Source organism: Escherichia sp. E10V5 (genome assembly GCF_004212315.1).
Lineage (GTDB): Bacteria > Pseudomonadota > Gammaproteobacteria > Enterobacterales > Enterobacteriaceae > Escherichia.
The window spans coordinates 67,592-90,427 of the sequence record NZ_RHJM01000031.1; the positions used below are offsets into that span (position 1 = coordinate 67,592).

Consider the following 22,836-nt stretch of genomic DNA (forward strand, 5'->3'; position numbering starts at 1 on the left):
CAATGGCTTCGCTCATTCAGGTGCGTGATTTGCTGGCGTTACGGGGCCGTATGGAAGCGGCCCAGATAAGCCAAACATTGAACACTCCACAGCCAATGATTAACGCCATGCTGCAACAACTGGAAAGTATGGGCAAAGCAGTGCGGATTCAGGAAGAACCTGACGGCTGCCTCTCCGGCAGTTGTAAAAGCTGCCCGGAAGGAAAAGCCTGTCTGCGCGAGTGGTGGGCGCTGCGTTAACCATACTCCATCGCCTGTTTTGAAAAGCCCGGTATGCGTTTGCTACCGGGCTTTTTTTGCGTGCGGCTTTCCATAAAAATGCAATTCTTGCAGCACAGCGTAAGTTCCTCTGAAAGCGTCTCGCAGGGATGAAAACTGGCTAATGCACAGGTGTGGAGTGGCGCGTAGAGTCGCGGCATTCAAACAACAGGTGAAGGAACGCCATGAGCAAAAAGCAGAGTTCCACCCCACACGATGCACTGTTCAAACTCTTTTTACGCCAACCGGACACGGCACGCGATTTTCTTGCGTTCCATTTACCGGCCCCCATTCACGCGCTCTGTGATATGAGAACCCTCAAGCTGGAGTCGAGCAGTTTTATTGATGACGATCTGCGTGAAAGCTACTCCGACATGCTGTGGTCGGTGAAAACCGAGCAAGGACCAGAATACATCTATTGCCTGATTGAACATCAAAGCACCTCAAACAAACTGATCGCATTTCGCATGATGCGTTACGCCATTGCCGCAATGCAAAACCACCTTGATGCCGGATACAAAACGTTGCCGATGGTGGTGCCGTTGTTGTTTTACCATGGTATTGAAAGCCCCTATCCCTATTCGCTGTGTTGGCTGGATTGTTTCGCCGATCCCAAACTGGCAAGGCAGCTCTATGCCTCTGCATTTCCGCTGATTGATGTCACCGTCATGCCTGATGATGAAATCATGCAGCACCGACGTATGGCGCTTTTGGAGTTAATTCAAAAACATATACGCCAGCGCGATCTGTTGGGGCTGGTAGAGCAAATGGCCTGCTTATTAAGTAGTGGATACGCTAATGACAGACAAATCAAAGGGCTGTTTAATTACATACTGCAAACTGGCGATGCGGTACGTTTTAACAATTTTATCGACGGTGTGGCCGAACGTTCACCGAAACACAAGGAGAGTTTGATGACTATTGCGGAAAGATTGCGGCAGGAGGGAGAACAATCCAAAGCCCTACATATAGCCAAAATAATGCTTGAGTCGGGAGTCCCTCTTGCAGACATCATGCGCTTTACCGGAGTGTCAGAAGAAGAGTTGGCTGCGGCGAGTCAGTAGACACTATCCCCTGCTTAAGTGCTACTTTGTGCTATCTTGTATGTAACACAAAGTAGCACTTAAGGAACTAATATGCAGACAGTGAAATTACGGCAACAAGGAGGAGCCATGATCGTTACTATCCCACGAGATCTTGCTACCGATCTTGGATGGTCACCAGGGACGGAACTTACCGTGGAGAAGAAAGGCGATAGTGTTAATTTGCGCCCCACAGAGCACAAACCGCGTGGGCGTCTTACCGTCGCGCAGTTGTTGAGCCAGATCGATGAAAACGAAATTACGGAGTTAAATCAGTCCACAGAAGGATGGGCTGAAGGAAAAAAAGGTAATGAAGCATGGTAAAGGCAAGGACGCCACATCGTGGAGAGATATGGTATTTTAACCCTGATCCGGTTGCCGGACATGAACTTCGCGGACCACATTATTGCATTGTGGTAACGGACAAAGAACTCAACAATGTTTTAAAAGTTGCTATGTGCTGTCCAATTTCAACAGGCGCAAATGCAGCGCGTTCCACAGGGGTGACAGTGAGCGTCCTCCCCCATGATACGCAAACCGGTAGCCTGCATGGCGTTGTGCTCTGTCACCAGCTAAAAGCTGTCGATCTTATTGCCCGTGGCGCTAAATTTCATACCGTTGCCGATGAAGCATTGATTAGTGAAGTTATCGGCAAACTGGTGAATTTAATCGACCCGCAACAGTAGCCCTGACTTACCGCCTACACCCTTTGCTTCAACGCCACCAGCACGTGACGAAACTCGACCGGATGCGAAATAAATGGCGCATGGGCCGCTTTGGCGAAGATGTATGACTCGCTGTGCGGCCAGAGTTGATCCAGCATCGGCACCACTTTGCGCGGCACCAGACCATCGAGATAGCCATACAAGCGCAAAAACGGCATGGGTACGTTTTGCAGCGGCAAGCGCAAATCGACCGTTTTGAGGATTTCCAGCCCGCCATTAAGCACATCGACCTCCGGCATCGGCAACGCCAGAACGGTTTTCTTCAGCGCCCGCGCATCCTGGCGTGCCGTTTCGGTACCCATGGTTTGTAACGCCAGGAACCGTTCCACCGTGCGCTGGAAATCTTCACTGAGTTGCTGTTGGAAACCTGCCAGCACGTCCGGTTTTATCCCCGGCCACTCGTCACGAGCACTAAAACACGGCGACGATGCCACGGTGACCAGCGCCTGAACGCGCTCGGGATGGGTTAACGCAATCTGGCTTGCCACCAGTCCGCCAAGGCTCCAGCCCAGCCAAATGGCTTTGTCCGGTGCCTGTTGCAACACGACGTTAGCCATCTCAGAAAGCGACACTGCGCCAAACCCCTGGCTGCGCCCAAAGCCCGGCAGATCAACAAGGTGCAGCGTAAAATGCGAGCTAAGTTCCTCGTCAATGCAACGCCACACTTCGGCATTCAGTCCCCATCCGTGCAGCAGCACAAGATGAACATTCCCCTGACCTTTGGTCTGCCACCAGATGTTATTCATCGGCTATTGTTCTCTTTTTACTTACAAGGATGAACATATGCTAACAGTACCGGGATTATGCTGGCTATGCCGAATGCCGCTGGCGTTAGGTCACTGGGGGATTTGTTCGGTATGCTCTCGTGCCGCCCGTACAGATAAAACGCTATGCCCACAATGTGGATTACCTGCCACACACCCACATCTTCCTTGCGGTCGCTGCCTGCAAAAACCGCCGCCCTGGCAAAGACTGGTCACGGTCGCCGACTATGCGCCCCCCTTAAGTCCGCTCATCCACCAGCTTAAGTTTTCTCTACGCAGCGAAATCGCCAGCGCCCTGTCACGTCTGTTACTATTAGAAGTCTTACACGCCCGTCGGACTACCGGATTACAACTGCCGGATCGCATCGTCAGCGTCCCGTTATGGCAGCGCCGTCACTGGCATCGGGGGTTTAATCAGAGCGACTTGCTGTGTCAGCCGTTATCACGCTGGTTGAATTGCCAATGGGATAGCGAAGCCGTCACGCGTACACGAGCCACTGCGACCCAGCATTTCCTCAGCGCCCGACTACGCAGACGCAATCTGAAGAATGCTTTTCGCCTTGAATTGCCCGTGCAAGGTCGCCATATGGTGATTGTGGATGATGTCGTTACCACCGGAAGTACCGTCGCAGAGATTGCGCAGCTGCTTTTACGCAATGGTGCGGCGACAGTCCAGGTCTGGTGCCTTTGTCGAACCTTGTAGAGCCTCGATGATGGGCGTATTATAACCAACTAAAATAGTCAACTATTAGGCCATTACTATGATCCGTATTTCCGATGCTGCACAAGCGCACTTTGCCAAACTGCTGGCAAACCAGGAAGAAGGGACACAAATCCGCGTATTTGTGATTAACCCTGGCACGCCTAACGCTGAATGTGGTGTTTCTTATTGTCCGCCGGACGCTGTGGAAGCCACCGATACCGCCCTGAAATTTGACCTGCTGACCGCGTATGTTGATGAGTTAAGCGCACCTTACCTGGAAGATGCAGAGATTGATTTTGTTACCGACCAGTTGGGTTCTCAGCTGACGCTGAAAGCACCAAACGCCAAAATGCGTAAAGTGGCTGACGATGCGCCGCTGATGGAGCGTGTGGAGTACATGCTGCAATCGCAGATCAACCCACAACTTGCCGGTCACGGTGGTCGCGTTTCGCTGATGGAAATCACCGAAGACGGCTACGCCATTCTGCAATTCGGTGGCGGCTGTAACGGTTGTTCTATGGTCGATGTGACGCTGAAAGAAGGGATCGAGAAGCAGCTGCTGAACGAATTCCCGGAGCTGAAAGGTGTACGCGATCTCACCGAACACCAGCGCGGCGAGCACTCTTACTACTAAGTTACCCTCTCTTTTGTAGATTGCCCGATGCGACGCTAAAGCGTCTTTTCGGGCCGTCTGCCAGGCATTGGCTCGGCAAATCCATCCCTTCGTTTCCCCGCGATAATATGACCAACCTCTCATAATTTAAATTTACCCCGCTCTGGTGATTCTCAAGCACGCAATGTTACCCGTATCATTCCTATGGGCACCAAACACACTCATAACATTTGACTACACTAATTCGTTTTAGGAGTCATCAGCCGTGGTGCCGTTGTATCTCTGTTCCCAGTTGGGACAACCAGGATTTGTCGTCAGAAACTTGACGTTACCCATAACAAATTAAAGGCCAGGTAAATCATGCCATTAGTCATTGTTGCTATCGGTGTAATCTTGTTATTACTCCTGATGATCCGCTTCAAAATGAACGGCTTCATCGCCCTCGTCCTGGTGGCGCTTGCTGTTGGATTAATGCAAGGGATGCCGCTGGATAAAGTTATTGGCTCTATCAAAGCCGGTGTCGGCGGGACGCTCGGCAGCCTTGCCCTGATCATGGGTTTTGGCGCGATGCTGGGCAAAATGCTGGCAGACTGTGGCGGTGCACAACGTATCGCCACCACGCTGATTGCCAAATTTGGTAAAAAACATATCCAGTGGGCCGTGGTACTAACCGGTTTTACCGTTGGTTTTGCCCTGTTCTATGAAGTGGGCTTCGTACTGATGCTGCCGCTGGTGTTCACCATCGCCGCGGCGGCAAATATCCCGCTGCTGTATGTTGGTGTACCGATGGCCGCTGCGCTGTCTGTCACCCACGGCTTCCTGCCGCCGCATCCGGGCCCGACTGCGATTGCTACCATTTTCAACGCCGATATGGGTAAAACCCTGCTGTACGGTACCATTCTGGCAATCCCGACCGTGATTCTCGCGGGTCCGGTTTACGCTCGCGTGCTGAAAGGTATCGATAAGCCAATCCCGGAAGGTCTGTACAGCGCGAAAACCTTCAGCGAAGAAGAGATGCCGAGCTTTGGCGTCAGCGTCTGGACTTCTCTGGTGCCAGTTGTGCTGATGGCGATGCGTGCGATTGCCGAAATGATCCTGCCGAAAGGTCACGCTTTCCTGCCGGTGGCGGAGTTCCTCGGTGACCCGGTAATGGCTACGCTGATTGCCGTGCTGATTGCGATGTTCACCTTTGGTCTGAACCGTGGCCGTTCAATGGATCAGATTAATGACACGCTGGTTTCTTCCATCAAAATCATTGCGATGATGCTGTTGATCATCGGCGGTGGCGGTGCGTTCAAGCAGGTGCTGGTAGACAGCGGCGTGGACAAATACATTGCTTCCATGATGCACGAAACCAACATTTCTCCGCTGCTGATGGCCTGGTCGATTGCTGCCGTACTGCGTATCGCGCTGGGTTCCGCAACCGTTGCAGCAATCACTGCGGGTGGTATCGCTGCGCCGCTGATTGCAACGACGGGTGTTAGCCCAGAGCTGATGGTTATTGCGGTTGGTTCCGGTAGTGTGATTTTCTCGCACGTGAACGATCCGGGCTTCTGGCTGTTCAAAGAGTACTTTAACCTGACTATCGGCGAGACCATCAAATCCTGGTCGATGCTGGAAACCATTATCTCAGTGTGCGGTCTGGTTGGCTGTCTGCTGCTGAATATGGTGATTTGATAATACTGATGGCCGGATAAGACGCGTCAAGCGTCGCATCCGGCATCAAACGTACTCTACTTCTTCTTCGCTGCCGCCCTGCGCCGCTTGTCCAGATCCTTAATCAACTTGTTCACCCCATCATCGGCAAACATCGTCTCAAGCGTTGCGGAAAGCTTGCGTCGCCAGTTTTTGTACTGGTAACTGGTTCCAGGAATATTTACCGGTTCCGCCATATCCAGCCAGTCTTCCGGCTGTAGCCCTAACAGGGCGCTGTTGCTGTCGGCAATGTAGCGTTGCAAACCACGATTAAGCGTCGGCGTCATCGCCATCAGCGACGCCTTATGCCCGGTGCGTTTAGGCAGGCAGCCATATTTGTGCAGTGCATCCAGCAGCCCCTGCTTCGCCTGCTCACGATCCTGATACAAACCGCGTAGCACCTCTTCATCCGGATACAGCCCCAGCGTTTTGCCCAGCGTTAAATCACCGCTCTCCCAGTAACCGCGAAGCGTTGGCAGGTCGTGTGTCGCCGCAACTGCCATCGACTGCTCCGGGTACGCTTTCGGCGCGCGGAATGTCTTCTCGTGGTCGCTTTCGAAATAGAGCACTTTATAGGAGTAAACACCGCTACTGCGCAGTTTACCGACAATCTCTACTGGTACAGTGCCGAGATCTTCCCCAATCACCATGCAGCGATGACGCTGACTTTCGAGTGCCAGAATCGAGAGCAGATCATCCACCGGATAGTGAACATATGCCCCCTGATCCGCCGTCTCGCCATACGGTATCCACCACAAACGCAGCATCGACATCACATGGTCAATTCGTAATGCGCCGCAGTTTTGCATGTTCGCGCGCAGCAGCTCGATAAACGGTTCATAGGCGCGCGCGGTGATGATATGCGGGTCCATCGGCGGCAAGCCCCAGTTCTGCCCCAGCGGGCCGAGGATATCCGGCGGCGCGCCAACCGACGCTTTCAGGCAATACAATTCGCGGTCGCACCAAGTTTCTGCCCCACCTTCTGCTACACCAACCGCCAGATCACGATACAAGCCAATCGGCATTTCATAGCCCTGGCTTATCTCCCAGCAGGCGGCAAACTGGCGGTAAGCCAGCCACTGCAACCAGAGATAAAAATCGATGTCATCGCGATGTTCTTCGCAGAACTGACGCACTTCTGGCGAATCCACGTTCTGATACATCTCAGGCCATGCTGGCCAGCCCCAGCGCATTTCGTCTTCTTTCACTTGCTGGGCATGTAGCGCATCAAAGGCTGCCTGCCAAAACAGGCTATCGCCTTGCTCTGCAACAAACTGGCGAAACGCGGTCATCTGCTCATCATCACGTTGCGCGAAACCTTTCCACGCCATCCGCAATGCTGTCATTTTTAGGGCGGTAACCGTGGAGTAATCGACCCAGTCGGCATCCCGCGCCTGTTGCAGCGTCTGCTGCGTGGTCGGCATGTGCCACCAGGCTTGCGCCTCTTCGCTAAGCTGAAAATCTTCAACAGCGTTGACGTCGATATAAATCACGTTCAGCCAGCGGCGAGAAGACGGGCTATATGGGCTGGCGCTTTCCGGGTTTGCCGGATAGAGCGCATGAATCGGATTCAGGCCGATAAACGCTCCACCACGTTTCGCCACATCCACCAGCATAGCTTTGAGATCGCCAAAATCCCCAATACCCCAGTTTTTTTCCGATCGCAGCGTATAAAGCTGAACGCAAGCGCCCCACAGCTTTTGCTTATTGAGCAATGCCTGCGGTTCGTAGCAGCGTTTCGGGGCGACAATCACCCGACAATGAGCACGCTGTTCATCCTGAGTAAGCGTCAGCGTGTGATAACCTTCCGGCAACTTCGTCGGTAGATTGAACGCGTTACCACCGCTCACGTGGCCTTTGTACTGCGTACCTTCTTCGGTGGTCAGCAACCAGCTAAATTCGCCGCTGCCCTCTACTGCCATTGGCATTTTTTTCCCGGAGGTATACACCATGACATTTGGCACTGGTGTTACCGCCACTTTCGTGGCGGCACTTTGATGCATCGCATCAAGCAAACGCCGTTTGGTTTCGGCGCTAATCGACTGCGGTTTTCCGTGGGCATTGATGTAATTGGGGCTGATCCCCGCCGCCAACGCGGCTTTGTCCAGACGTTTGCTTCCCATCGCGCTTCCTTAGCGTTTTGCCTGCCAGATACGAGCCTGATAATCACGGATTGAGCGATCCGAGCTAAACATACCGCAGCGGGCGGTATTGAGGATCGCCGCGCGAGTCCAGGCCTCCTGGTCGCGGTACAGCACATCCACGCGTTTTTGCGCTTCGACATAAGCCGCAAAGTCCGCCATCACCAGATACGGATCGCCGCCCTGCTTACCGAGGCTATGCAGCATCTGGTCAAACGCGTGTTTATCGCCATCGCTATATTTACCGCTTTCCAGCTCTTTTAATACCGCATCAAGCACCTTATCTTTCTTCCGCCATTTCACCGGATCATAGCCCTTAGCTTTCAGCGCCTTAACCTGCTCCACGGTATGACCAAAGATAAAGATATTCTCTTCACCGACTTTCTCGGCGATCTCCACGTTTGCACCATCCAGCGTGCCGACAGTGAGCGCACCGTTAAGCGCCAGTTTCATATTGCCAGTACCAGAAGCTTCTTTACCTGCGGTGGAGATCTGCTCGGAGATATCCGCCGCCGGGATCAGCATTTCCGCAGCAGATACACAATAATCTGGCAGGAATACAACCTTCAGCTTGTCGCCCACCTGCGGATCGTTGTTGATCACGTCAGCCACTTTGTTGATCGCAAAGATAATATTCTTCGCCAGGTAGTAGCCCGGTGCCGCTTTCGCGCCGAAGAGGAAGACGCGCGGTACGCGGTCAGCCTGCGGGTTTTCACGAATTTCTTTGTACAACGCCAGAATATGCAGCAGATTCAGGTGCTGGCGTTTGTACTCGTGCAGGCGTTTGATCTGAATATCGAAAATCGCCTGAGGATTGATTTCAATACCGGTACGGACTTTCACAAACTCCGCCAGACGAACTTTATTCGCCTGTTTGATCTCGCGATATTGCTGGCGGAATTTCTCGTCATCAGCGAATTTTTCCAGATTGATCAACTGATCGAGATCGTTAGCCCACTCTTTTTTCAGTGACTTATCCAACAATGCCGCCAGTGCCGGGTTGCACTGTTTGATCCAGCGACGCGGGGTAATGCCGTTGGTGACGTTATGGAATTTGTTCGGCCATAGCTGGTGATATTCCGGGAACAGATCTTTCACCACCAGATCCGAGTGCAACGCCGCCACACCGTTTACCGCAAAGCCGCTTACCACGCACATATTGGCCATGCGAACTTGTTTGTCATGCACCACCGCCAGCTTCGCCCATACCGCTTTATCGCCCGGCCAGGTTTTTTCCACCAGCTTCTTAAAGCGGTTGTTGATTTCGTTGATTACCTGCATATGGCGTGGCAGCAGGGCTTTTACCAGCTTCTCATCCCAGCACTCAAGTGCTTCTGGCATCAGGGTATGGTTGGTATAAGCAAAGGTATTGCTGGTGATTGCCCATGCGTCATCCCAGCTCATCTGGTGCTCATCGATTAGCACACGAAGCAGCTCCGGAATAGCGATAGTCGGGTGGGTGTCGTTCAGTTGAATGACTTCGTAATCTGCCAGCTCGTGCAGTTTACGCCCCGCCAGATGGTGACGACGCAGAATGTCGGCAACCGAACAAGCACACTGGAAATATTGCTGCATCAGACGCAGTTTTTTTCCGGCAGTATGGTTGTCGTTTGGATAGAGCACTTTAGTCAGTTTTTCAGCGTCAATGCCCTGTTGTTCAGCACGCAGGAAATCGCCGTCGTTGAATTTGGTGAGGTTAAACGGATGCGCATGTGTCGCTTGCCATAAACGCAGCGGCTGCGCCACACCATTTCGGTAGCCCAGCACAGGTAAATCCCACGCCTGGCCGGTAATGGTAAATGCGGGCTCCCAACGACCGTCTTTCGTGACCTTGCCACCAATCCCAACCTGCACGTCAAGCGCTTCATTATGGCTGAACCACGGATAGTTACTGCGATGCCAGTCATCTGGCGCTTCCATTTGTTGACCGTCAACAAATGACTGACGGAACAGACCATATTGATAGTTCAGACCATAGCCTGTTGCGGATTGTCCGACGGTCGCCATTGAATCGAGGAAACATGCCGCCAGACGGCCCAGACCGCCGTTGCCCAGCGCCGGGTCAGTCTCTTCTTCCAGCAAATCTGTCAGGTTGATGTCATAGGATTTCAGCGAATCCTGAACAGCCTGATACCAACCGAGATTTAACAGGTTGTTGCCCGTCAGACGACCAATCAAAAACTCCATTGAGATGTAGTTAACATGGCGCTGATTCGCCGTCGGTTTGGCAAAAGGCTGGGCACGCAACATTTCCGCCAGCGCTTCACTCACGGCCTGCCACCACTGACGAGGGGTCATCTCAGCTGCAGAAGTTAAGCCATAACGCTGCCATTGACGTGACAGGGCTTCCTGAAATTGCTTTTCATTAAAAATGGGTTGTGACATAGGAGTTCCAGTTTTCTTAGACATTAAACACAACGTTATCGTTAGTTTGCCAGGCTCCATGTTGACCTTCCTCATCCTACGGGGGATTAGGCGGGGAGGAGTGACGGGGATGAGCAAGAAAATGTGATCGCGAACACTTAAAGGTAGTGCAATCAACTGCAAAAGCATCAGCCCAGTGCCAAAGAGCGCAAAAAAACCGACGATTAACAGTAAGAAAGGGCGTCGCGTATTATCAAAAAGCGGAAAGCCACTCTATAAATTAAGTAAAGCAGCGAAATAGTTTCAGCAATGAAATACCAATCGTGATTCATCTCATTCTTAATAGATTTATTAAGATCATCTTTTTAGATAGACCTTTCATCATGAATTAAGGAAGCATCATTGCTTTAATAACACTATTGAACCATGAGAAAACACCATAAGATCCAGTATCTACGCTGGATCAGCGTAGTTTTAAGATGAAACATTAATAAAGGTTTTGAATTGTGACAGAGTGCAAATTCAGACACATAAAAAACCGTCATCGCTTGCATTGCACAGATTTCTAGCCGACCTTATAACCATTAATTACGAAGCGCAAAAAAAATAATATTTCCTCAATTTCCACAGTGAAGTGATTAACTATGCTGATTCCGTCAAAATTAAGTCGTCCGGTTCGACTCGACCATACCGTGGTTCGTGAGCGCCTGCTGGCTAAACTTTCCGGCGCGAACAACTTCAGGCTGGTGCTGATCACAAGTCCTGCGGGCTACGGAAAGACCACACTCATATCCCAATGGGCGGCAGGCAAAAACGATTTGGGCTGGTACTCGCTGGATGACGGCGATAACCAGCAAGAACGTTTCGCCAGCTACCTGATTGCCGCAATTCAACAGGCCACCAACGGGCATTGCCCCGCCAGTGAAGTGATGGCGCAAAAGCGGCAATATGCCAGTCTATCCTCACTTTTTGCCCAACTGTTTATCGAACTGGCAGAGTGGCACCAGCCGCTCTACTTGGTTATTGACGATTATCATCTGATCACTAACCCAGTGATTCACGAGTCAATGCGCTTCTTTATTCGTCATCAACCGGAAAATCTGACCCTGGTAGTTTTGTCGCGCAATCTTCCGCAACTGGGTATTGCCAATTTGCGTGTACGTGACCAACTGCTGGAAATTGGCAGCCAGCAACTGGCGTTTACCCACCAGGAAGCCAAGCAGTTTTTTGATTGCCGTCTGTCTTCGCCCATTGAAGCCGCTGAAAGTAGCCGGATTTGCGATGACGTTTCTGGTTGGGCAACGGCTTTACAATTAATCGCCCTCTCCGTCCGACAGAATACCCACTCTGCGCACAAATCCGCACGTCGCCTGGCGGGCATTAATGCCAGCCATCTTTCTGATTATCTGGTCGATGAAGTGTTAGATAACGTTGATCTGGCAACACGTCATTTCCTGCTGAAAAGTGCCATTTTGCGATCGATGAACGATACGCTAATCACCCGCGTGACAGGTGAAGACAACGGGCAAATGCGCCTCGAAGAAATTGAGCGTCAGGGACTGTTTTTGCAACGGATGGATGATACCGGCGAGTGGTTCTGCTATCACCCGTTGTTTGGCAACTTCCTGCGCCAGCGCTGCCAGTGGGAACTGGCGGCGGAACTGCCCGAAATTCATCGTGCCGCTGCAGAAAGCTGGATGGCGCAAGGTTTTCCCAGCGAAGCTATTCATCATGCGCTGGCCGCGGGCGACGCGCTGATGCTGCGCGATATTCTGCTTAATCACGCCTGGAGTCTGTTCAACCATAGCGAACTGTCACTGCTGGAAGAGTCGCTCAACGCCCTGCCGTGGGACAGCCTGCTGGAAAACCCACAGCTGGTGTTGTTGCAGGCGTGGCTGATGCAAAGCCAACATCGCTATGGCGAAGTGAACACCCTGCTTGCACGTGCCGAGCATGAGATCAAGGACATCAGAGAAGGCACCATGCACGCAGAATTTAACGCTTTGCGCGCCCAGGTGGCGATTAACGACGGCAATCCGGATGAAGCTGAACGGCTGGCAAAACTGGCACTGGAAGAACTGCCTCCGGGCTGGTTCTACAGCCGCATTGTGGCAACCTCCGTGCTTGGCGAAGTGTTGCACTGCAAAGGTGAATTGACCCGTTCACTGGCGTTAATGCAGCAAACCGAACAAATGGCACGTCAGCACGATGTTTGGCACTACGCCTTGTGGAGTTTAATCCAGCAAAGTGAAATTCTGTTTGCCCAAGGGTTCCTGCAAACTGCATGGGAAACACAGGAAAAAGCGTTCCAGTTGATAAACGAGCAGCATCTGGAACAGTTGCCGATGCATGAGTTTCTGGTGCGCATCCGTGCACAGCTGCTATGGGCCTGGGCGCGGCTGGATGAAGCCGAAGCCTCGGCACGAAGCGGGATTGAAGTCTTGTCGTCTTATCAGCCGCAGCAACAGCTTCAGTGCCTGGCAATGTTGATCCAATGCTCGCTGGCCCGTGGCGATTTAGATAACGCCCGTAGCCAGCTAAACCGTCTGGAAAACCTGCTGGGGAATGGCAAATATCACAGCGACTGGATCTCTAACGCCAACAAAGTCCGGGTGATTTACTGGCAAATGACCGGAGATAAAGCGGCTGCCGCCAACTGGCTGAGCCATACTGCGAAACCAGAGTTTGCGAACAATCACTTCCTGCAAGGTCAATGGCGCAACATAGCCCGCGCACAAATCTTGCTGGGAGAGTTTGAACCGGCGGAAATAGTCCTCGAAGAACTGAACGAAAACGCCCGCAGTCTGCGGTTGATGAGCGACCTCAACCGTAACCTGCTTTTACTCAATCAGTTGTACTGGCAAGCCGGGCGTAAAAGCGACGCCCAGCGTGTGTTGCTGGATGCATTAAAACTGGCAAATCGCACTGGATTTATCAGTCATTTTGTTATTGAAGGCGAAGCGATGGCGCAGCAGTTACGTCAGCTGATTCAACTCAATACGTTGCCGGAACTGGAACAGCACCGCGCACAGCGTATTCTGCGGGAAATCAATCAACATCATCGACATAAATTCGCTCATTTCGATGAGAGTTTCGTTGAACGTCTGCTAAATCATCCGGAAGTGCCAGAACTAATCCGCACCAGCCCGCTGACCCAGCGCGAATGGCAGGTGCTGGGGCTGATTTACTCCGGTTACAGCAACGAGCAAATTGCGGGCGAGCTGGAAGTCGCGGCGACCACTATCAAGACGCATATCCGCAATCTGTACCAAAAACTCGGCGTCGCCCACCGCCAGGCTGCGGTACAACACGCGCAGAAACTGCTGAAGATGATGGGGTATGGAGTGTGAATTTAGCCGGATAACGCGCCAGATCCGGCTGACATCTCTGCATCATTCAACGCTCACTCGCGTTACGCCGTCTGTTTCTATCAGACTGAACCGCACGGGCAAGAAACGCTCCACCACCGCAATATTGGTCAGCAGATGGCATGAGGGATGGGCGACCGTAAATTGTCCCGCGCCCGCCAGCGCCATTGGCAACACTAGCTGGTCAGCAAGATATTCCCCCACCGCCGCCGTGCTTGCCAGGTAGCGCTTCACCTCTTTTATCAGTTGTGCCGCGACCACTTCGGCGCTGACGCGCTTTTCACCGACGACGAAAAAGCGTTCGGTAATATTTTCACTTTCGACTTCAAGCGAGACGGTATTACCCGGCCCCTGGTCGCGCGGCAGGTTATGAATATTCTGCTCATGCAGGGAAAAACTCCCCGCCAGCGTAGCGATTTCACGTTCAGCGACATGCCTCGGCACGCCAGCCAGTAACACCTCACCACGCATCCGCGTAATGTTTCCGCGCTCGCCAAGTAGCAAGGTGTTAAACGATGTCACGGGCGCGACTTCCGTTGCCACCACGCCGCCTCCGGCAGGATAAAAACCGTGGCGTAATAGTGTGGTTTGCTGATGAATTCCTATTTTCGCCAGCAGCGGCTCCAGCACCCGGCGCATAAAATCCGCAGGCGGGGCCGACGGGTTATCAGTGCCGCCGCTCACTTCTACGCGAGAAGGCCCATCGGCAAACCACAGCGCAGGCAGCACCGTTTGCAGCACCAGCGTACAGCTTCCGGCGCTACCGATAGCAAAGCGGTAATCGCCGCCGCGCACGGTACCTGGCCGGAAGACCAGACGCTGCGACCCCAGCTCCGCGCCTTCCACCGTTGCCCTACAAATTTCCGCAGCCGCTTTTACCGCGGTCAGATGCTGGCGCAACAGCCCCGGTTTCGCCCGCCCGGCACGAATGCCGGTGATGGTAAATGGCTTGCCGGTTATCATCGACAGGCTCAGCGCCGAGCGCAGGATCTGCCCGCCGCCTTCGCCCTGTGCGCCATCCAGCGCAATCATCCTTTTCATCATTTATCCTTTTACGCACACCACCTGACGCAGGGTATAGATAACTTCCACCAGATCGCTTTGTGCCGCCATCACCGCATCAATATCTTTATACGCCATCGGGATTTCGTCGATCACTTCGGCATCTTTACGGCATTCCACATGCGCGGTGGCACGAATTTGATCTTCCACGCTGAACAGTTTTTTCGCTTTAGTACGGCTCATTACCCGCCCGGCACCGTGGCTGCACGAACAGAACGACTCTTCATTTCCCAGCCCACGGACGATAAAGCTTTTCGCTCCCATCGAACCGGGAATAATTCCATATTGACCAGCACGCGCAGACACCGCGCCTTTACGCGTCACATAGATCTCTTCGCCAAAGTGCTGTTCTTTTTGCACATAGTTGTGGTGACAGTTGATCTCTTCCATCGCCAGCGTTTGTGGCTGTCTTACCGTTTTCTGCGTAATGCTCTGCAACGCCGTTACCACGTTTTCCATCATCGCATCGCGGTTAAGGCTGGCAAAAAGTTGCGCCCAGGCCACCGCTTTCAGGTAATCATCAAAGTATTCCGTACCTTCCATAAAGTACGCCAGATCACGCGACGGCAACGTTTCAAGCTGGTCCTGCATCTCTTTTTGCGCCAGATCGATAAAGTAAGTCCCGATGGCGTTACCAATTCCGCGTGAACCGGAGTGCAGCATAATCCACACCTGGTCCGACTCATCAAGGCAGATTTCAATAAAGTGGTTACCCGTTCCCAGCGTTCCCAGATGTTTATAGTTGTTAGTGTTAAGGAAACGGGGATATTTTTGCGTTAGCCACTGATAACCGGCTTCCAGTTCAGCCCATTTCGCATCGACGTTAACAGGTGGATTTTCCCAGGCACCTTTATCACGTTTACAACGCCCGGTAGTACGCCCGTGCGGCACGGCAGTTTCAATTGCCTGACGCAGCTCCGCCAGGTTTTCAGGCAGGTCTGCCGCCGTTAACGCGGTACGCAGTGCGTTCATTCCACAGCCAATATCCACGCCCACCGCCGCCGGAATAATCGCCCCTTTGGTCGGGATCACGCTACCAATGGTGGAACCTTTACCCAAGTGTACATCAGGCATTACCGCAATATGTTTGAAAATAAACGGCATCTTCGCCGTATTAATAAGTTGCTGACGCGCATCGGCTTCTACCGGCACGCCTTTGGTCCACATTTTTACCGGGGCATTTTCAGTGGTTAGTAATTCGTAATTCATTTTGCTTTTCTCTTTTCGTTGGTATGTCCTGATAATTGCAACCGTCGTGCCAGAAAATTAAATAAGCAACTTAATTTTTTAATTCACTGTTTTTAAATAGATAAAATCTTTACGTCCGTAAACGGAGATTTCCCGCAAAGCCAATTTACCGATAATGAAATATCGTCTTTTATAAGGATATCTAAGATGCGTAAAACAGTGGCTTTTGGCTTTGTCGGAACGGTGCTGGATTATGCCGGGCGCGGCAGTCAGCGCTGGTCAAAATGGCGTCCAACACTCTGTTTATGCCAGCAAGAATCGTTGGTGATCGATCGGCTGGAATTGTTGCACGACGCCCGCTCACGCTCGCTATTTGAAACGCTTAAACGCGATATCACCAGCATTTCGCCAGAAACAGAAGTAATGGGCGTTGAGATTGAACTGCATAACCCGTGGGATTTCGAAGAGGTTTACGCCTGCCTGCATGACTTCGCCCGTGGTTACGCATTCCAACCTGATAAAGAAGACTATTTAATTCATATCACTACCGGCACCCACGTTGCACAGATTTGCTGGTTTCTGCTGGCGGAAGCGCGTTACTTGCCCGCCCGGCTGATACAATCTTCACCTCCGCGCAAAAAAGAGCAGCCCGATAGCCCAGGCGCAGTGACAATTATCGATCTCGATTTAAGCCGTTATAACGCCATTGCCAGCCGCTTTGCCGAGGAACGCCAGCAAACGCTTGATTTTCTTAAGTCCGGCATTGCCACGCGTAACCCCCACTTCAACCGCATGATTGAGCAGATTGAAAAAGTGGCGATTAAATCCCGCGCACCGATCCTGCTTAACGGCCCAACCGGTGCGGGCAAGTCGTTTCTGGCACGACGTATCTTCGAATTAAAACAGGCGCGGCATCAGTTTAGCGGCGCGTTTGTTGAGGTGAACTGCGCCACCCTGCGCGGCGATACCGCCATGTCGGCGCTGTTTGGTCATGTGAAAGGCGCGTTTACCGGGGCGCGGGAATCGCGTGAAGGATTATTACGCAGCGCCGATGGCGGGATGTTGTTTCTTGATGAGATTGGCGAACTGGGCGCAGACGAACAGGCAATGCTGCTGAAAGCCATTGAAGAGAAAACCTTTTACCCGTTTGGCAGCGATCGCCAGGTGAGCAGTGATTTTCAGCTTATCGCCGGAACGGTGCGCGATTTGCGCCAGCTGGTTGCCGAAGGCAAATTTCGCGAAGATCTGTACGCGCGGATCAATCTGTGGACCTTCACCCTGCCGGGCCTACGCCAACGCCAGGAAGATATTGAACCGAACCTGGATTATGAAGTGGAGCGCCACGCCTCACTCACCGGCGACAGCGTGCGTTTTAACACCGAAGCGCGGCGCACCTGGCTGGCCTTTGCGACATCTCCCCAGGCAACATGGCGCGGTAACTTTCGCGAGCTTTCTGCCAGCGTCACGCGGATGGCAACCTTTGCCACTAGCGGACGCATCACTCTGGAAGTGGTTGAAGATGAGATAAACCGTCTGCGCTATAACTGGCAGGAGAGCCGCCCTTCCGTGCTTGTACAGCTGTTGGGCGCTGAAGCGGAAAATATCGACCTCTTTGATCGGCTGCAACTGGAACACGTTATCGCTATCTGCCGCCAGGCAAAGTCGCTTTCTGCTGCCGGACGTCAGCTTTTTGATGTTTCGCGCCAGGGCAAAGCCAGCGTCAATGACGCGGATCGGCTACGCAAATACCTGGCGCGTTTTGGTCTGACGTGGGAAGCCGTGCAGGATCAGCACAGCTCCAGTTGAATATGGTGGTCCGTCAGCACCTGCATCACGCTTACTGGCGGCGGGGCGTCGGTGTAGACGGCATCTACCATGCTGATGCTGCCCATATTGACCATCGCGTTACGGCCAAATTTCGAGTGATCGACAACCAGCATAACGTGGCGCGAGTTCTCAATAATGGCGCGTTTGGTGCGAACTTCGTGGTAATCGAACTCCAGCAGCGAGCCGTCGCTATCGATGCCGCTTATCCCCAGAATGCCGAAATCAAGGCGGAACTGGGAGATAAAATCGAGCGTCGCTTCGCCAATGATCCCGCCATCGCGGCTGCGTAATTCGCCACCGGCGAGAATAATGCGGAAATCTTCTTTTACCATCAACGTGTTAGCAACATTGAGATTGTTGGTGACAATACGCAAATTGCTGTGATTAAGCAGCGCGTGCGCCACCGCTTCCGGCGTGGTGCCAATATCGATAAACAGCGTCGAGCCGTTGGGGATTTGCTCCGCCACTTTACGGGCGATGCGCTCTTTTTCTTCGGTCTGGGTGGCCTTGCGATCGTGCCACGGCGTGTTAACCGAACTGGAAGGCAGCGCCGCACCGCCATGATGGCGCAGGATCAGGTTTTGCTCTGCCAGCTCGTTGAGGTCGCGGCGAATAGTCTGCGGGCTGACGGAGAAATGTTCTACCAGCTCTTCGGTGCTGACATAACCCTGCTGTTTAACCAGTTCGATAATACCGTTGTGACGTTGTGTTTGTTTCATTTATAAATCCCTGGAATTATTTTCGTTTTCGCACATTGAGCGAATCAACAAAAGCCATCGCTAAACCCACGGCTAACCCGGCGATGTGTGCTCCGTTCGCCATCGACATCCCAAACAAATCAAACCATCCGGCGACAATCCAGATCAGCGCAAAGATAATTAACCCACGTTGCAGGTAAATGCCACTTTGCGGATCGCGTTCGCCACGTAGCCAGACGTAGCCCATCAGCGCATACACCACGCCAGAAAGCCCGCCAAACCACGGCCCGCTGAATTTTTGCTGCACATAGCCACTTAACAGGGCGCTAATGAGAGTAATGACAATTAGCTTACCGCTACCGAGGCGTTTTTCCACCGCACCGCCGAGATACCACCACCAGAGCAAGTTAAAGAGGATATGCATTAGTGAGAAATGCATTAACGCATGGGTGAAGTAGCGCCAGAACTCAAATTTCAGTGTTGGATCGAATGGCCAGGCCAACCATAGCATCACGTCCTGATCGCCAAGGATTTGCATGGCGATAAACACCAGCACGCAGGCGATCATCATCACCCAGGTTACCGGACCTGCACGTTCACGCAAGGCAGCAAAGAAAGGATAACGGCGATAATGCAGGCCACTGCCGGTATGGCCCGCCTGCCAGCTGGCAGCGAGATAACGCGGATCAGCCGGGTTTTCGAGAAAACGCGCCAGCTCCGCCCGCACACGTTCAGCCTGGGATTCATCCGCCAGCCAGACATCGCTTTGATTATGTTGTTGAATCGTGAGGATAACACCCTGCGTCGCCATGTAATCGACAAACGCCTGCGCCACGCGGGGGTTAGCAAAAGAGGTAATCATCAACATTGTTGCTGTCGCTTATTCCGCACAAAAGGGGACAGTATAAAGCCTTACGCGCCGTACGCCACCTCTGTGGGAAACTGACGTTGCCAGGCTTCAAAACCGCCATCAATGCTATAGACCACATCGTAGCCCTGTTGCAGCAGATACTGCGCCGCGCCTTTGCTGCTATTACCGTGGTAACACATCACCATCACCGGCGTATCGAAGTCGTTATCACGCATAAACGCGCCCAGTGTGTCGTTAGTCAAATGGAAAGCCTGCGCCGCATGCCCCATTGCGAAACTCTGTGGATCGCGAATATCGACCAGCACCGCCTCTTTTTCCTGCAACTTCTGGTGCGCATCGGCAACGTTAATACATTCGAACTGATCCATGCGTCTCTCTTTCTTTACAAACAAGTGGGCAAATTTACCGCACAGTTTACGTCGAAGCGGCAGATAAACGCCATAATGTTATACATATCACTCTAAAATGTTTTTTCAATGTTACCCAAAGCGCGATTCTTTGCTAATATGTTCGATAACGAACATTTATGAGCTTTAACGAAAGTGAATGAGGGCAGCATGGAAACCAAAGATCTGATTGTGATAGGTGGCGGCATCAATGGTGCTGGTATCGCGGCAGACGCCGCTGGACGCGGTTTATCCGTGCTGATGCTGGAAGCCCAGGATCTCGCTTGCGCGACCTCCTCCGCCAGTTCAAAACTCATTCACGGTGGCCTGCGCTACCTTGAGCACTATGAATTCCGACTGGTCAGCGAGGCGCTGGCCGAACGTGAAGTGCTACTGAAAATGGCGCCGCATATCGCCTTCCCGATGCGTTTTCGCCTGCCGCATCGTCCGCATCTGCGCCCGGCGTGGATGATTCGTATTGGTCTGTTCATGTACGATCATCTGGGCAAACGCACCAGCCTGCCGGGATCAACCGGTTTGCGTTTTGGCGCAAATTCAGTGTTAAAACCGGAAATTAAGCGCGGATTCGAATATTCCGACTGTTGGGTAGACGACGCCCGTCTGGTACTCGCCAACGCCCAGATGGTGGTGCGTAAAGGCGGTGAAGTGCTTACTCGTACTCGTGCCACTTCTGCTCGCCGCGAAAACGGCCTGTGGATTGTGGAAGCGGAAGATATCGATACTGGCAAAAAATATACATGGCAGGCGCGCGGCCTGGTTAACGCCACTGGCCCGTGGGTGAAACAGTTCTTCGACGACGGCATGCATTTGCCCTCACCTTATGGCATTCGCCTGATCAAAGGCAGCCATATTGTGGTGCCGCGCGTGCATACCCAAAAACAAGCCTACATTCTGCAAAACGAAGATAAACGTATTGTCTTTGTGATCCCGTGGATGGACGAGTTTTCCATCATCGGCACCACCGATGTGGAATACAAAGGTGATCCGAAAGCAGTGAAGATTGAAGAGAGTGAAATCAATTACCTGCTGAAAGTGTATAACACGCACTTTAAAAAGCAGTTAAGCCGGGACGATATCGTCTGGACCTACTCCGGCGTGCGCCCACTGTGTGATGACGAGTCCGATTCGCCGCAGGCTATTACCCGTGATTACACCCTTGATATTCATGATGAAAACGGCAAAGCACCGCTGCTGTCGGTATTTGGCGGTAAGCTGACCACCTACCGCAAACTGGCGGAACATGCGCTGGAAAAACTGACGCCGTATTATCAGGGTATTGGCCCGGCGTGGACTAAAGAGAGCGTGCTGCCGGGTGGTGCCATCGAAGGCGACCGCGATGACTACGCCGCCCGCTTGCGCCGCCGCTATCCATTCATTACGGAATCGCTGGCACGTCATTACGCGCGCACTTACGGCAGCAACAGCGAGCTGCTGCTCGGCAATGCGGGGGCGATAAGCGACCTCGGGGAGGATTTCGGTCATGAGTTTTACGAAGCGGAGCTGAAATACTTGGTGGATCACGAATGGGTCCGTCGCGCCGACGATGCCCTGTGGCGTCGCACAAAACAAGGCATGTGGCTGAATGCGGAACAACAATCTCGTGTGAGTCAGTGGCTGGTGGAGTATACGCAGCAGAAGTTGTCGCTGGCGTCGTGATTTAACGTAAAGTGGTCAGGTCAGATTTCAATCTGACCTACTTTTTGATTCAGGGAATTACCGCAAAGCCCACGCCATCATACCCAACGTAACAAAACTAAGGCACGTTCCCCACTCGCTCCACATCCGCCCCTGGCTTCTATTTTTGCTACGCCACTGGCAGTAATATCCCAACGCAAAACCAAGCTGGGCGCTTGTCGGACCGATAAAGCCAGTCCACGGTTGGGGCCAAAATGGCGAAAAATTCAGTGGGGGCCAGACAACTGTCAGAAAGAAACTGCGCATATTTTCCAGCAACGCAATTTTCGCTGGTGCGACGTAAAAAATGATATTCCACAGGAGCAGCCAGAAATAAACTGGTGCAAATACCAGCCAACAATGCAGTTTTCTTTTTAATTTAGGTGGCGTTCTGCGAGCAAATTGCCAACCGACGCAGCACATTACACAGAAGAAAAGCGCATATTCGACCGATAACCAAAGTTGTAATTCCAGAAATGAAATACGCCTGATCATGAGCGGGATAGAGAACAGTATCTCCCCCAGAAAACTCAGCGTTATAACAGAAGCAGCCAGCGCAACTACCGTCGGCCATATCAACAACGGTACAATAATAAAGCCGAGAATTAGCGGGGGAATATAAAGTCTGATTTTATTCATCTTTATTGTCCTGATGATTCGGATGATGCGTCATACATCGCGCATAAACACTCATCAACCATCCAGTCATCTTCCCAGACCTGATATCGTGTGCCCTGTTCAGGCTGTTTAAGCGGGTTTTCAATCGCTTGCCGCGCGCGTTCTTTCAGGATGGATTGCTTGTTGTCAGCCCAGGTATTGATTTGGGCGGTAATAGCTTTATCGTCATCATCCTGCTCAAAGCTACTATTTGTTCCTGCTGACTCAGGCAATATTCACAACAAACCACACATTGCTTCGGCACCGGATAACGGCGAAAGGTGTAATATATCTGCTCAATTAATGCCTGCATGGCGGGGCTGGGTTGCATAATTATCCCCTCGCCCGCTGGTCGTGTGTAAACGGCTGATAGATAAAACGAACATTTGCTGCGTTCAGGCGAATAATAGTAGTATCCATATTATTTCTCCTGCTTTAAGGTTGCGTTTTATACAGCGGCACATATCCCACATCCTCTACCAATTGCTGCCCCTGCGGGCTTAAAAACCAGTCGACGAATTTCTGCGTCTCCGGCGTGGGGTTTTCACGCGTCACCATATAAGCATCAATTATGTACGGATAAGTGCCGTTACGGATATTTTCCTCTGTAGGCGCAACACCGTTTATAGCCAGCAGTTTGATCTGTTTGCGCATTTTGAGCATATTGTCATTCATACGTGTGACGTAATAGTGGAAGGTGTATCCAATGGAAGATGGTGTGTGTAGTGGATCGGTAATTC

Annotated in this window: 20 protein-coding genes and 1 pseudogene; 10 read left to right on the forward strand and 11 right to left on the reverse strand. The window is 52.3% G+C overall.

Annotation, left to right across the window (positions count from 1 at the left end; genetic code table 11):
- Positions 1–2 precede the first annotated feature (2 nt).
- The 4 genes from feoC to D9738_RS20485 all read left to right on the forward strand — a co-directional run bounded on the left by feoC (position 3) and on the right by D9738_RS20485 (position 2,025).
- On the forward strand, positions 3–239 hold the full coding sequence (gene feoC / locus D9738_RS20470) for a [Fe-S]-dependent transcriptional repressor FeoC (RefSeq protein ID WP_000157586.1): 237 nt from the start codon (positions 3–5) through the stop codon (positions 237–239).
- A gap of 203 nt (positions 240–442) precedes the next feature.
- Positions 443–1,321, forward strand: coding sequence for a recombination-promoting nuclease RpnA (rpnA, locus tag D9738_RS20475; RefSeq protein WP_130261030.1), 879 nt, complete (start codon positions 443–445; stop codon positions 1,319–1,321).
- A gap of 72 nt (positions 1,322–1,393) precedes the next feature.
- Positions 1,394–1,663, forward strand: coding sequence for an AbrB/MazE/SpoVT family DNA-binding domain-containing protein (locus tag D9738_RS20480; RefSeq protein WP_130261031.1), 270 nt, complete (start codon positions 1,394–1,396; stop codon positions 1,661–1,663).
- On the forward strand, positions 1,657–2,025 hold the full coding sequence (locus tag D9738_RS20485; protein WP_130261032.1) for a type II toxin-antitoxin system PemK/MazF family toxin: 369 nt from the start codon (positions 1,657–1,659) through the stop codon (positions 2,023–2,025). The genes D9738_RS20480 and D9738_RS20485 overlap by 7 nt, the downstream gene beginning before the upstream one ends.
- Before the next feature lie 14 nt (positions 2,026–2,039).
- On the opposite strand, the gene bioH is transcribed toward D9738_RS20485, so the two are convergent.
- Entirely contained in the window at positions 2,040–2,810 is a 771-nt protein-coding gene (gene bioH, locus D9738_RS20490; protein WP_130261033.1) for a pimeloyl-ACP methyl ester esterase BioH, read from the reverse strand.
- Between the two features lie 37 nt (positions 2,811–2,847).
- Here bioH and gntX point away from each other — a divergent pair, with 37 nt between their 5' ends.
- The 3 genes from gntX to gntT all read left to right on the forward strand — a co-directional run bounded on the left by gntX (position 2,848) and on the right by gntT (position 5,821).
- Complete coding sequence (gntX, locus tag D9738_RS20495) at positions 2,848–3,531, forward strand: DNA utilization protein GntX (RefSeq protein WP_130261034.1); 684 nt, start codon at positions 2,848–2,850, stop codon at positions 3,529–3,531.
- A gap of 58 nt (positions 3,532–3,589) precedes the next feature.
- Complete coding sequence (nfuA, locus tag D9738_RS20500) at positions 3,590–4,165, forward strand: Fe-S biogenesis protein NfuA (RefSeq protein ID WP_000619389.1); 576 nt, start codon at positions 3,590–3,592, stop codon at positions 4,163–4,165.
- Between the two features lie 339 nt (positions 4,166–4,504).
- Positions 4,505–5,821, forward strand: a complete 1,317-nt coding sequence (gntT, locus tag D9738_RS20505) for a gluconate transporter (RefSeq protein ID WP_001131743.1) — start codon at positions 4,505–4,507, stop codon at positions 5,819–5,821.
- Between the two features lie 56 nt (positions 5,822–5,877).
- Here the strand turns inward: gntT and malQ are convergent, their stop codons facing one another.
- Both malQ and malP read right to left on the reverse strand, forming a co-directional pair.
- On the reverse strand, positions 5,878–7,962 hold the full coding sequence (malQ, locus tag D9738_RS20510) for a 4-alpha-glucanotransferase (protein ID WP_130261035.1): 2,085 nt from the start codon (positions 7,960–7,962) through the stop codon (positions 5,878–5,880).
- Between the two features lie 9 nt (positions 7,963–7,971).
- Complete coding sequence (gene malP, locus D9738_RS20515) at positions 7,972–10,365, reverse strand: maltodextrin phosphorylase (RefSeq protein ID WP_130261036.1); 2,394 nt, start codon at positions 10,363–10,365, stop codon at positions 7,972–7,974.
- Positions 10,366–10,988: 623 nt separating this feature from the next.
- On the opposite strand from malP, the gene malT reads away from it, so the two are divergent.
- Complete coding sequence (gene malT, locus D9738_RS20520) at positions 10,989–13,694, forward strand: HTH-type transcriptional regulator MalT (protein ID WP_130261037.1); 2,706 nt, start codon at positions 10,989–10,991, stop codon at positions 13,692–13,694.
- 42 nt (positions 13,695–13,736) lie between these two features.
- Here malT and rtcA read toward each other — a convergent pair whose 3' ends face one another.
- Positions 13,737–14,753: an RNA 3'-terminal phosphate cyclase gene (gene rtcA / locus D9738_RS20525; RefSeq protein ID WP_130261038.1), complete on the reverse strand. Its 1,017-nt coding sequence runs from the start codon at positions 14,751–14,753 to the stop codon at positions 13,737–13,739.
- A 3-nt stretch (positions 14,754–14,756) separates the two neighbouring features.
- Positions 14,757–15,983 carry an RNA-splicing ligase RtcB gene (rtcB, locus tag D9738_RS20530; RefSeq protein ID WP_001603950.1) on the reverse strand — a complete coding sequence of 409 codons (1,227 nt, stop codon included), beginning with the start codon at positions 15,981–15,983 and terminating at the stop codon, positions 14,757–14,759.
- Positions 15,984–16,169: 186 nt separating this feature from the next.
- Here rtcB and rtcR point away from each other — a divergent pair, with 186 nt between their 5' ends.
- Complete coding sequence (rtcR, locus tag D9738_RS20535) at positions 16,170–17,768, forward strand: DNA-binding transcriptional regulator RtcR (protein ID WP_130261039.1); 1,599 nt, start codon at positions 16,170–16,172, stop codon at positions 17,766–17,768.
- Here rtcR and D9738_RS20540 read toward each other — a convergent pair.
- The 3 genes from D9738_RS20540 to glpE are packed head-to-tail and all read right to left on the reverse strand — an operon-like array spanning position 17,750 to position 19,726.
- On the reverse strand, positions 17,750–18,508 hold the full coding sequence (locus D9738_RS20540; RefSeq protein WP_000815099.1) for a DeoR/GlpR family transcriptional regulator: 759 nt from the start codon (positions 18,506–18,508) through the stop codon (positions 17,750–17,752). The two genes, rtcR and D9738_RS20540, sit on opposite strands and share 19 nt — an antisense overlap.
- Positions 18,509–18,524: 16 nt before the next feature.
- The gene (gene glpG, locus D9738_RS20545) at positions 18,525–19,355 is read right to left on the reverse strand and encodes a rhomboid family intramembrane serine protease GlpG (protein WP_130261040.1); all 831 of its coding nucleotides are present in this window, start codon (positions 19,353–19,355) and stop codon (positions 18,525–18,527) included.
- Between the two features lie 44 nt (positions 19,356–19,399).
- A complete protein-coding gene (glpE, locus tag D9738_RS20550) occupies positions 19,400–19,726 on the reverse strand; it encodes a thiosulfate sulfurtransferase GlpE (RefSeq protein WP_130221378.1) in 327 nt (108 codons plus the stop codon).
- A gap of 189 nt (positions 19,727–19,915) precedes the next feature.
- On the opposite strand from glpE, the gene glpD reads away from it, so the two are divergent.
- A complete protein-coding gene (gene glpD / locus D9738_RS20555; protein ID WP_130209019.1) occupies positions 19,916–21,421 on the forward strand; it encodes a glycerol-3-phosphate dehydrogenase in 1,506 nt (501 codons plus the stop codon).
- Between the two features lie 57 nt (positions 21,422–21,478).
- On the opposite strand, the gene D9738_RS20560 is transcribed toward glpD, so the two are convergent.
- From D9738_RS20560 to D9738_RS20570, 3 genes and pseudogenes are all read right to left on the reverse strand, one after another.
- Positions 21,479–22,078 carry a hypothetical protein gene (locus D9738_RS20560; RefSeq protein ID WP_130261041.1) on the reverse strand — a complete coding sequence of 200 codons (600 nt, stop codon included), beginning with the start codon at positions 22,076–22,078 and terminating at the stop codon, positions 21,479–21,481.
- A 2-nt stretch (positions 22,079–22,080) separates the two neighbouring features.
- Positions 22,081–22,427, reverse strand: a pseudogene (locus tag D9738_RS20565) (hypothetical protein).
- A gap of 104 nt (positions 22,428–22,531) precedes the next feature.
- Positions 22,532–22,836: substrate-binding domain-containing protein (locus D9738_RS20570; protein ID WP_130261042.1), on the reverse strand; the 305-nt coding region annotated here is incomplete at its 5' end.

What these genes read in the sequence shown, in the direction of transcription:
- malP (WP_130261036.1), bottom strand. Translation starts at nt 10,365, where the DNA reads ATGTCACAACCCATTTTTAATGAAAAGCAATTTCAGGAAGCCCTGTCA.
- rtcA (WP_130261038.1), bottom strand. Translation starts at nt 14,753, where the DNA reads ATGAAAAGGATGATTGCGCTGGATGGCGCACAGGGCGAAGGCGGCGGG.
- malT (WP_130261037.1), top strand. Translation starts at nt 10,989, where the DNA reads ATGCTGATTCCGTCAAAATTAAGTCGTCCGGTTCGACTCGACCATACC.
- rtcB (WP_001603950.1), bottom strand. Translation starts at nt 15,983, where the DNA reads ATGAATTACGAATTACTAACCACTGAAAATGCCCCGGTAAAAATGTGG.
- feoC (WP_000157586.1), top strand. Translation starts at nt 3, where the DNA reads ATGGCTTCGCTCATTCAGGTGCGTGATTTGCTGGCGTTACGGGGCCGT.
- malQ (WP_130261035.1), bottom strand. Translation starts at nt 7,962, where the DNA reads ATGGGAAGCAAACGTCTGGACAAAGCCGCGTTGGCGGCGGGGATCAGC.
- glpG (WP_130261040.1), bottom strand. Translation starts at nt 19,355, where the DNA reads ATGTTGATGATTACCTCTTTTGCTAACCCCCGCGTGGCGCAGGCGTTT.
- gntX (WP_130261034.1), top strand. Translation starts at nt 2,848, where the DNA reads ATGCTAACAGTACCGGGATTATGCTGGCTATGCCGAATGCCGCTGGCG.
- glpD (WP_130209019.1), top strand. Translation starts at nt 19,916, where the DNA reads ATGGAAACCAAAGATCTGATTGTGATAGGTGGCGGCATCAATGGTGCT.
- D9738_RS20485 (WP_130261032.1), top strand. Translation starts at nt 1,657, where the DNA reads ATGGTAAAGGCAAGGACGCCACATCGTGGAGAGATATGGTATTTTAAC.
- D9738_RS20560 (WP_130261041.1), bottom strand. Translation starts at nt 22,078, where the DNA reads ATGAATAAAATCAGACTTTATATTCCCCCGCTAATTCTCGGCTTTATT.
- nfuA (WP_000619389.1), top strand. Translation starts at nt 3,590, where the DNA reads ATGATCCGTATTTCCGATGCTGCACAAGCGCACTTTGCCAAACTGCTG.
- D9738_RS20540 (WP_000815099.1), bottom strand. Translation starts at nt 18,508, where the DNA reads ATGAAACAAACACAACGTCACAACGGTATTATCGAACTGGTTAAACAG.
- bioH (WP_130261033.1), bottom strand. Translation starts at nt 2,810, where the DNA reads ATGAATAACATCTGGTGGCAGACCAAAGGTCAGGGGAATGTTCATCTT.
- rtcR (WP_130261039.1), top strand. Translation starts at nt 16,170, where the DNA reads ATGCGTAAAACAGTGGCTTTTGGCTTTGTCGGAACGGTGCTGGATTAT.
- rpnA (WP_130261030.1), top strand. Translation starts at nt 443, where the DNA reads ATGAGCAAAAAGCAGAGTTCCACCCCACACGATGCACTGTTCAAACTC.
- gntT (WP_001131743.1), top strand. Translation starts at nt 4,505, where the DNA reads ATGCCATTAGTCATTGTTGCTATCGGTGTAATCTTGTTATTACTCCTG.
- D9738_RS20480 (WP_130261031.1), top strand. Translation starts at nt 1,394, where the DNA reads ATGCAGACAGTGAAATTACGGCAACAAGGAGGAGCCATGATCGTTACT.
- glpE (WP_130221378.1), bottom strand. Translation starts at nt 19,726, where the DNA reads ATGGATCAGTTCGAATGTATTAACGTTGCCGATGCGCACCAGAAGTTG.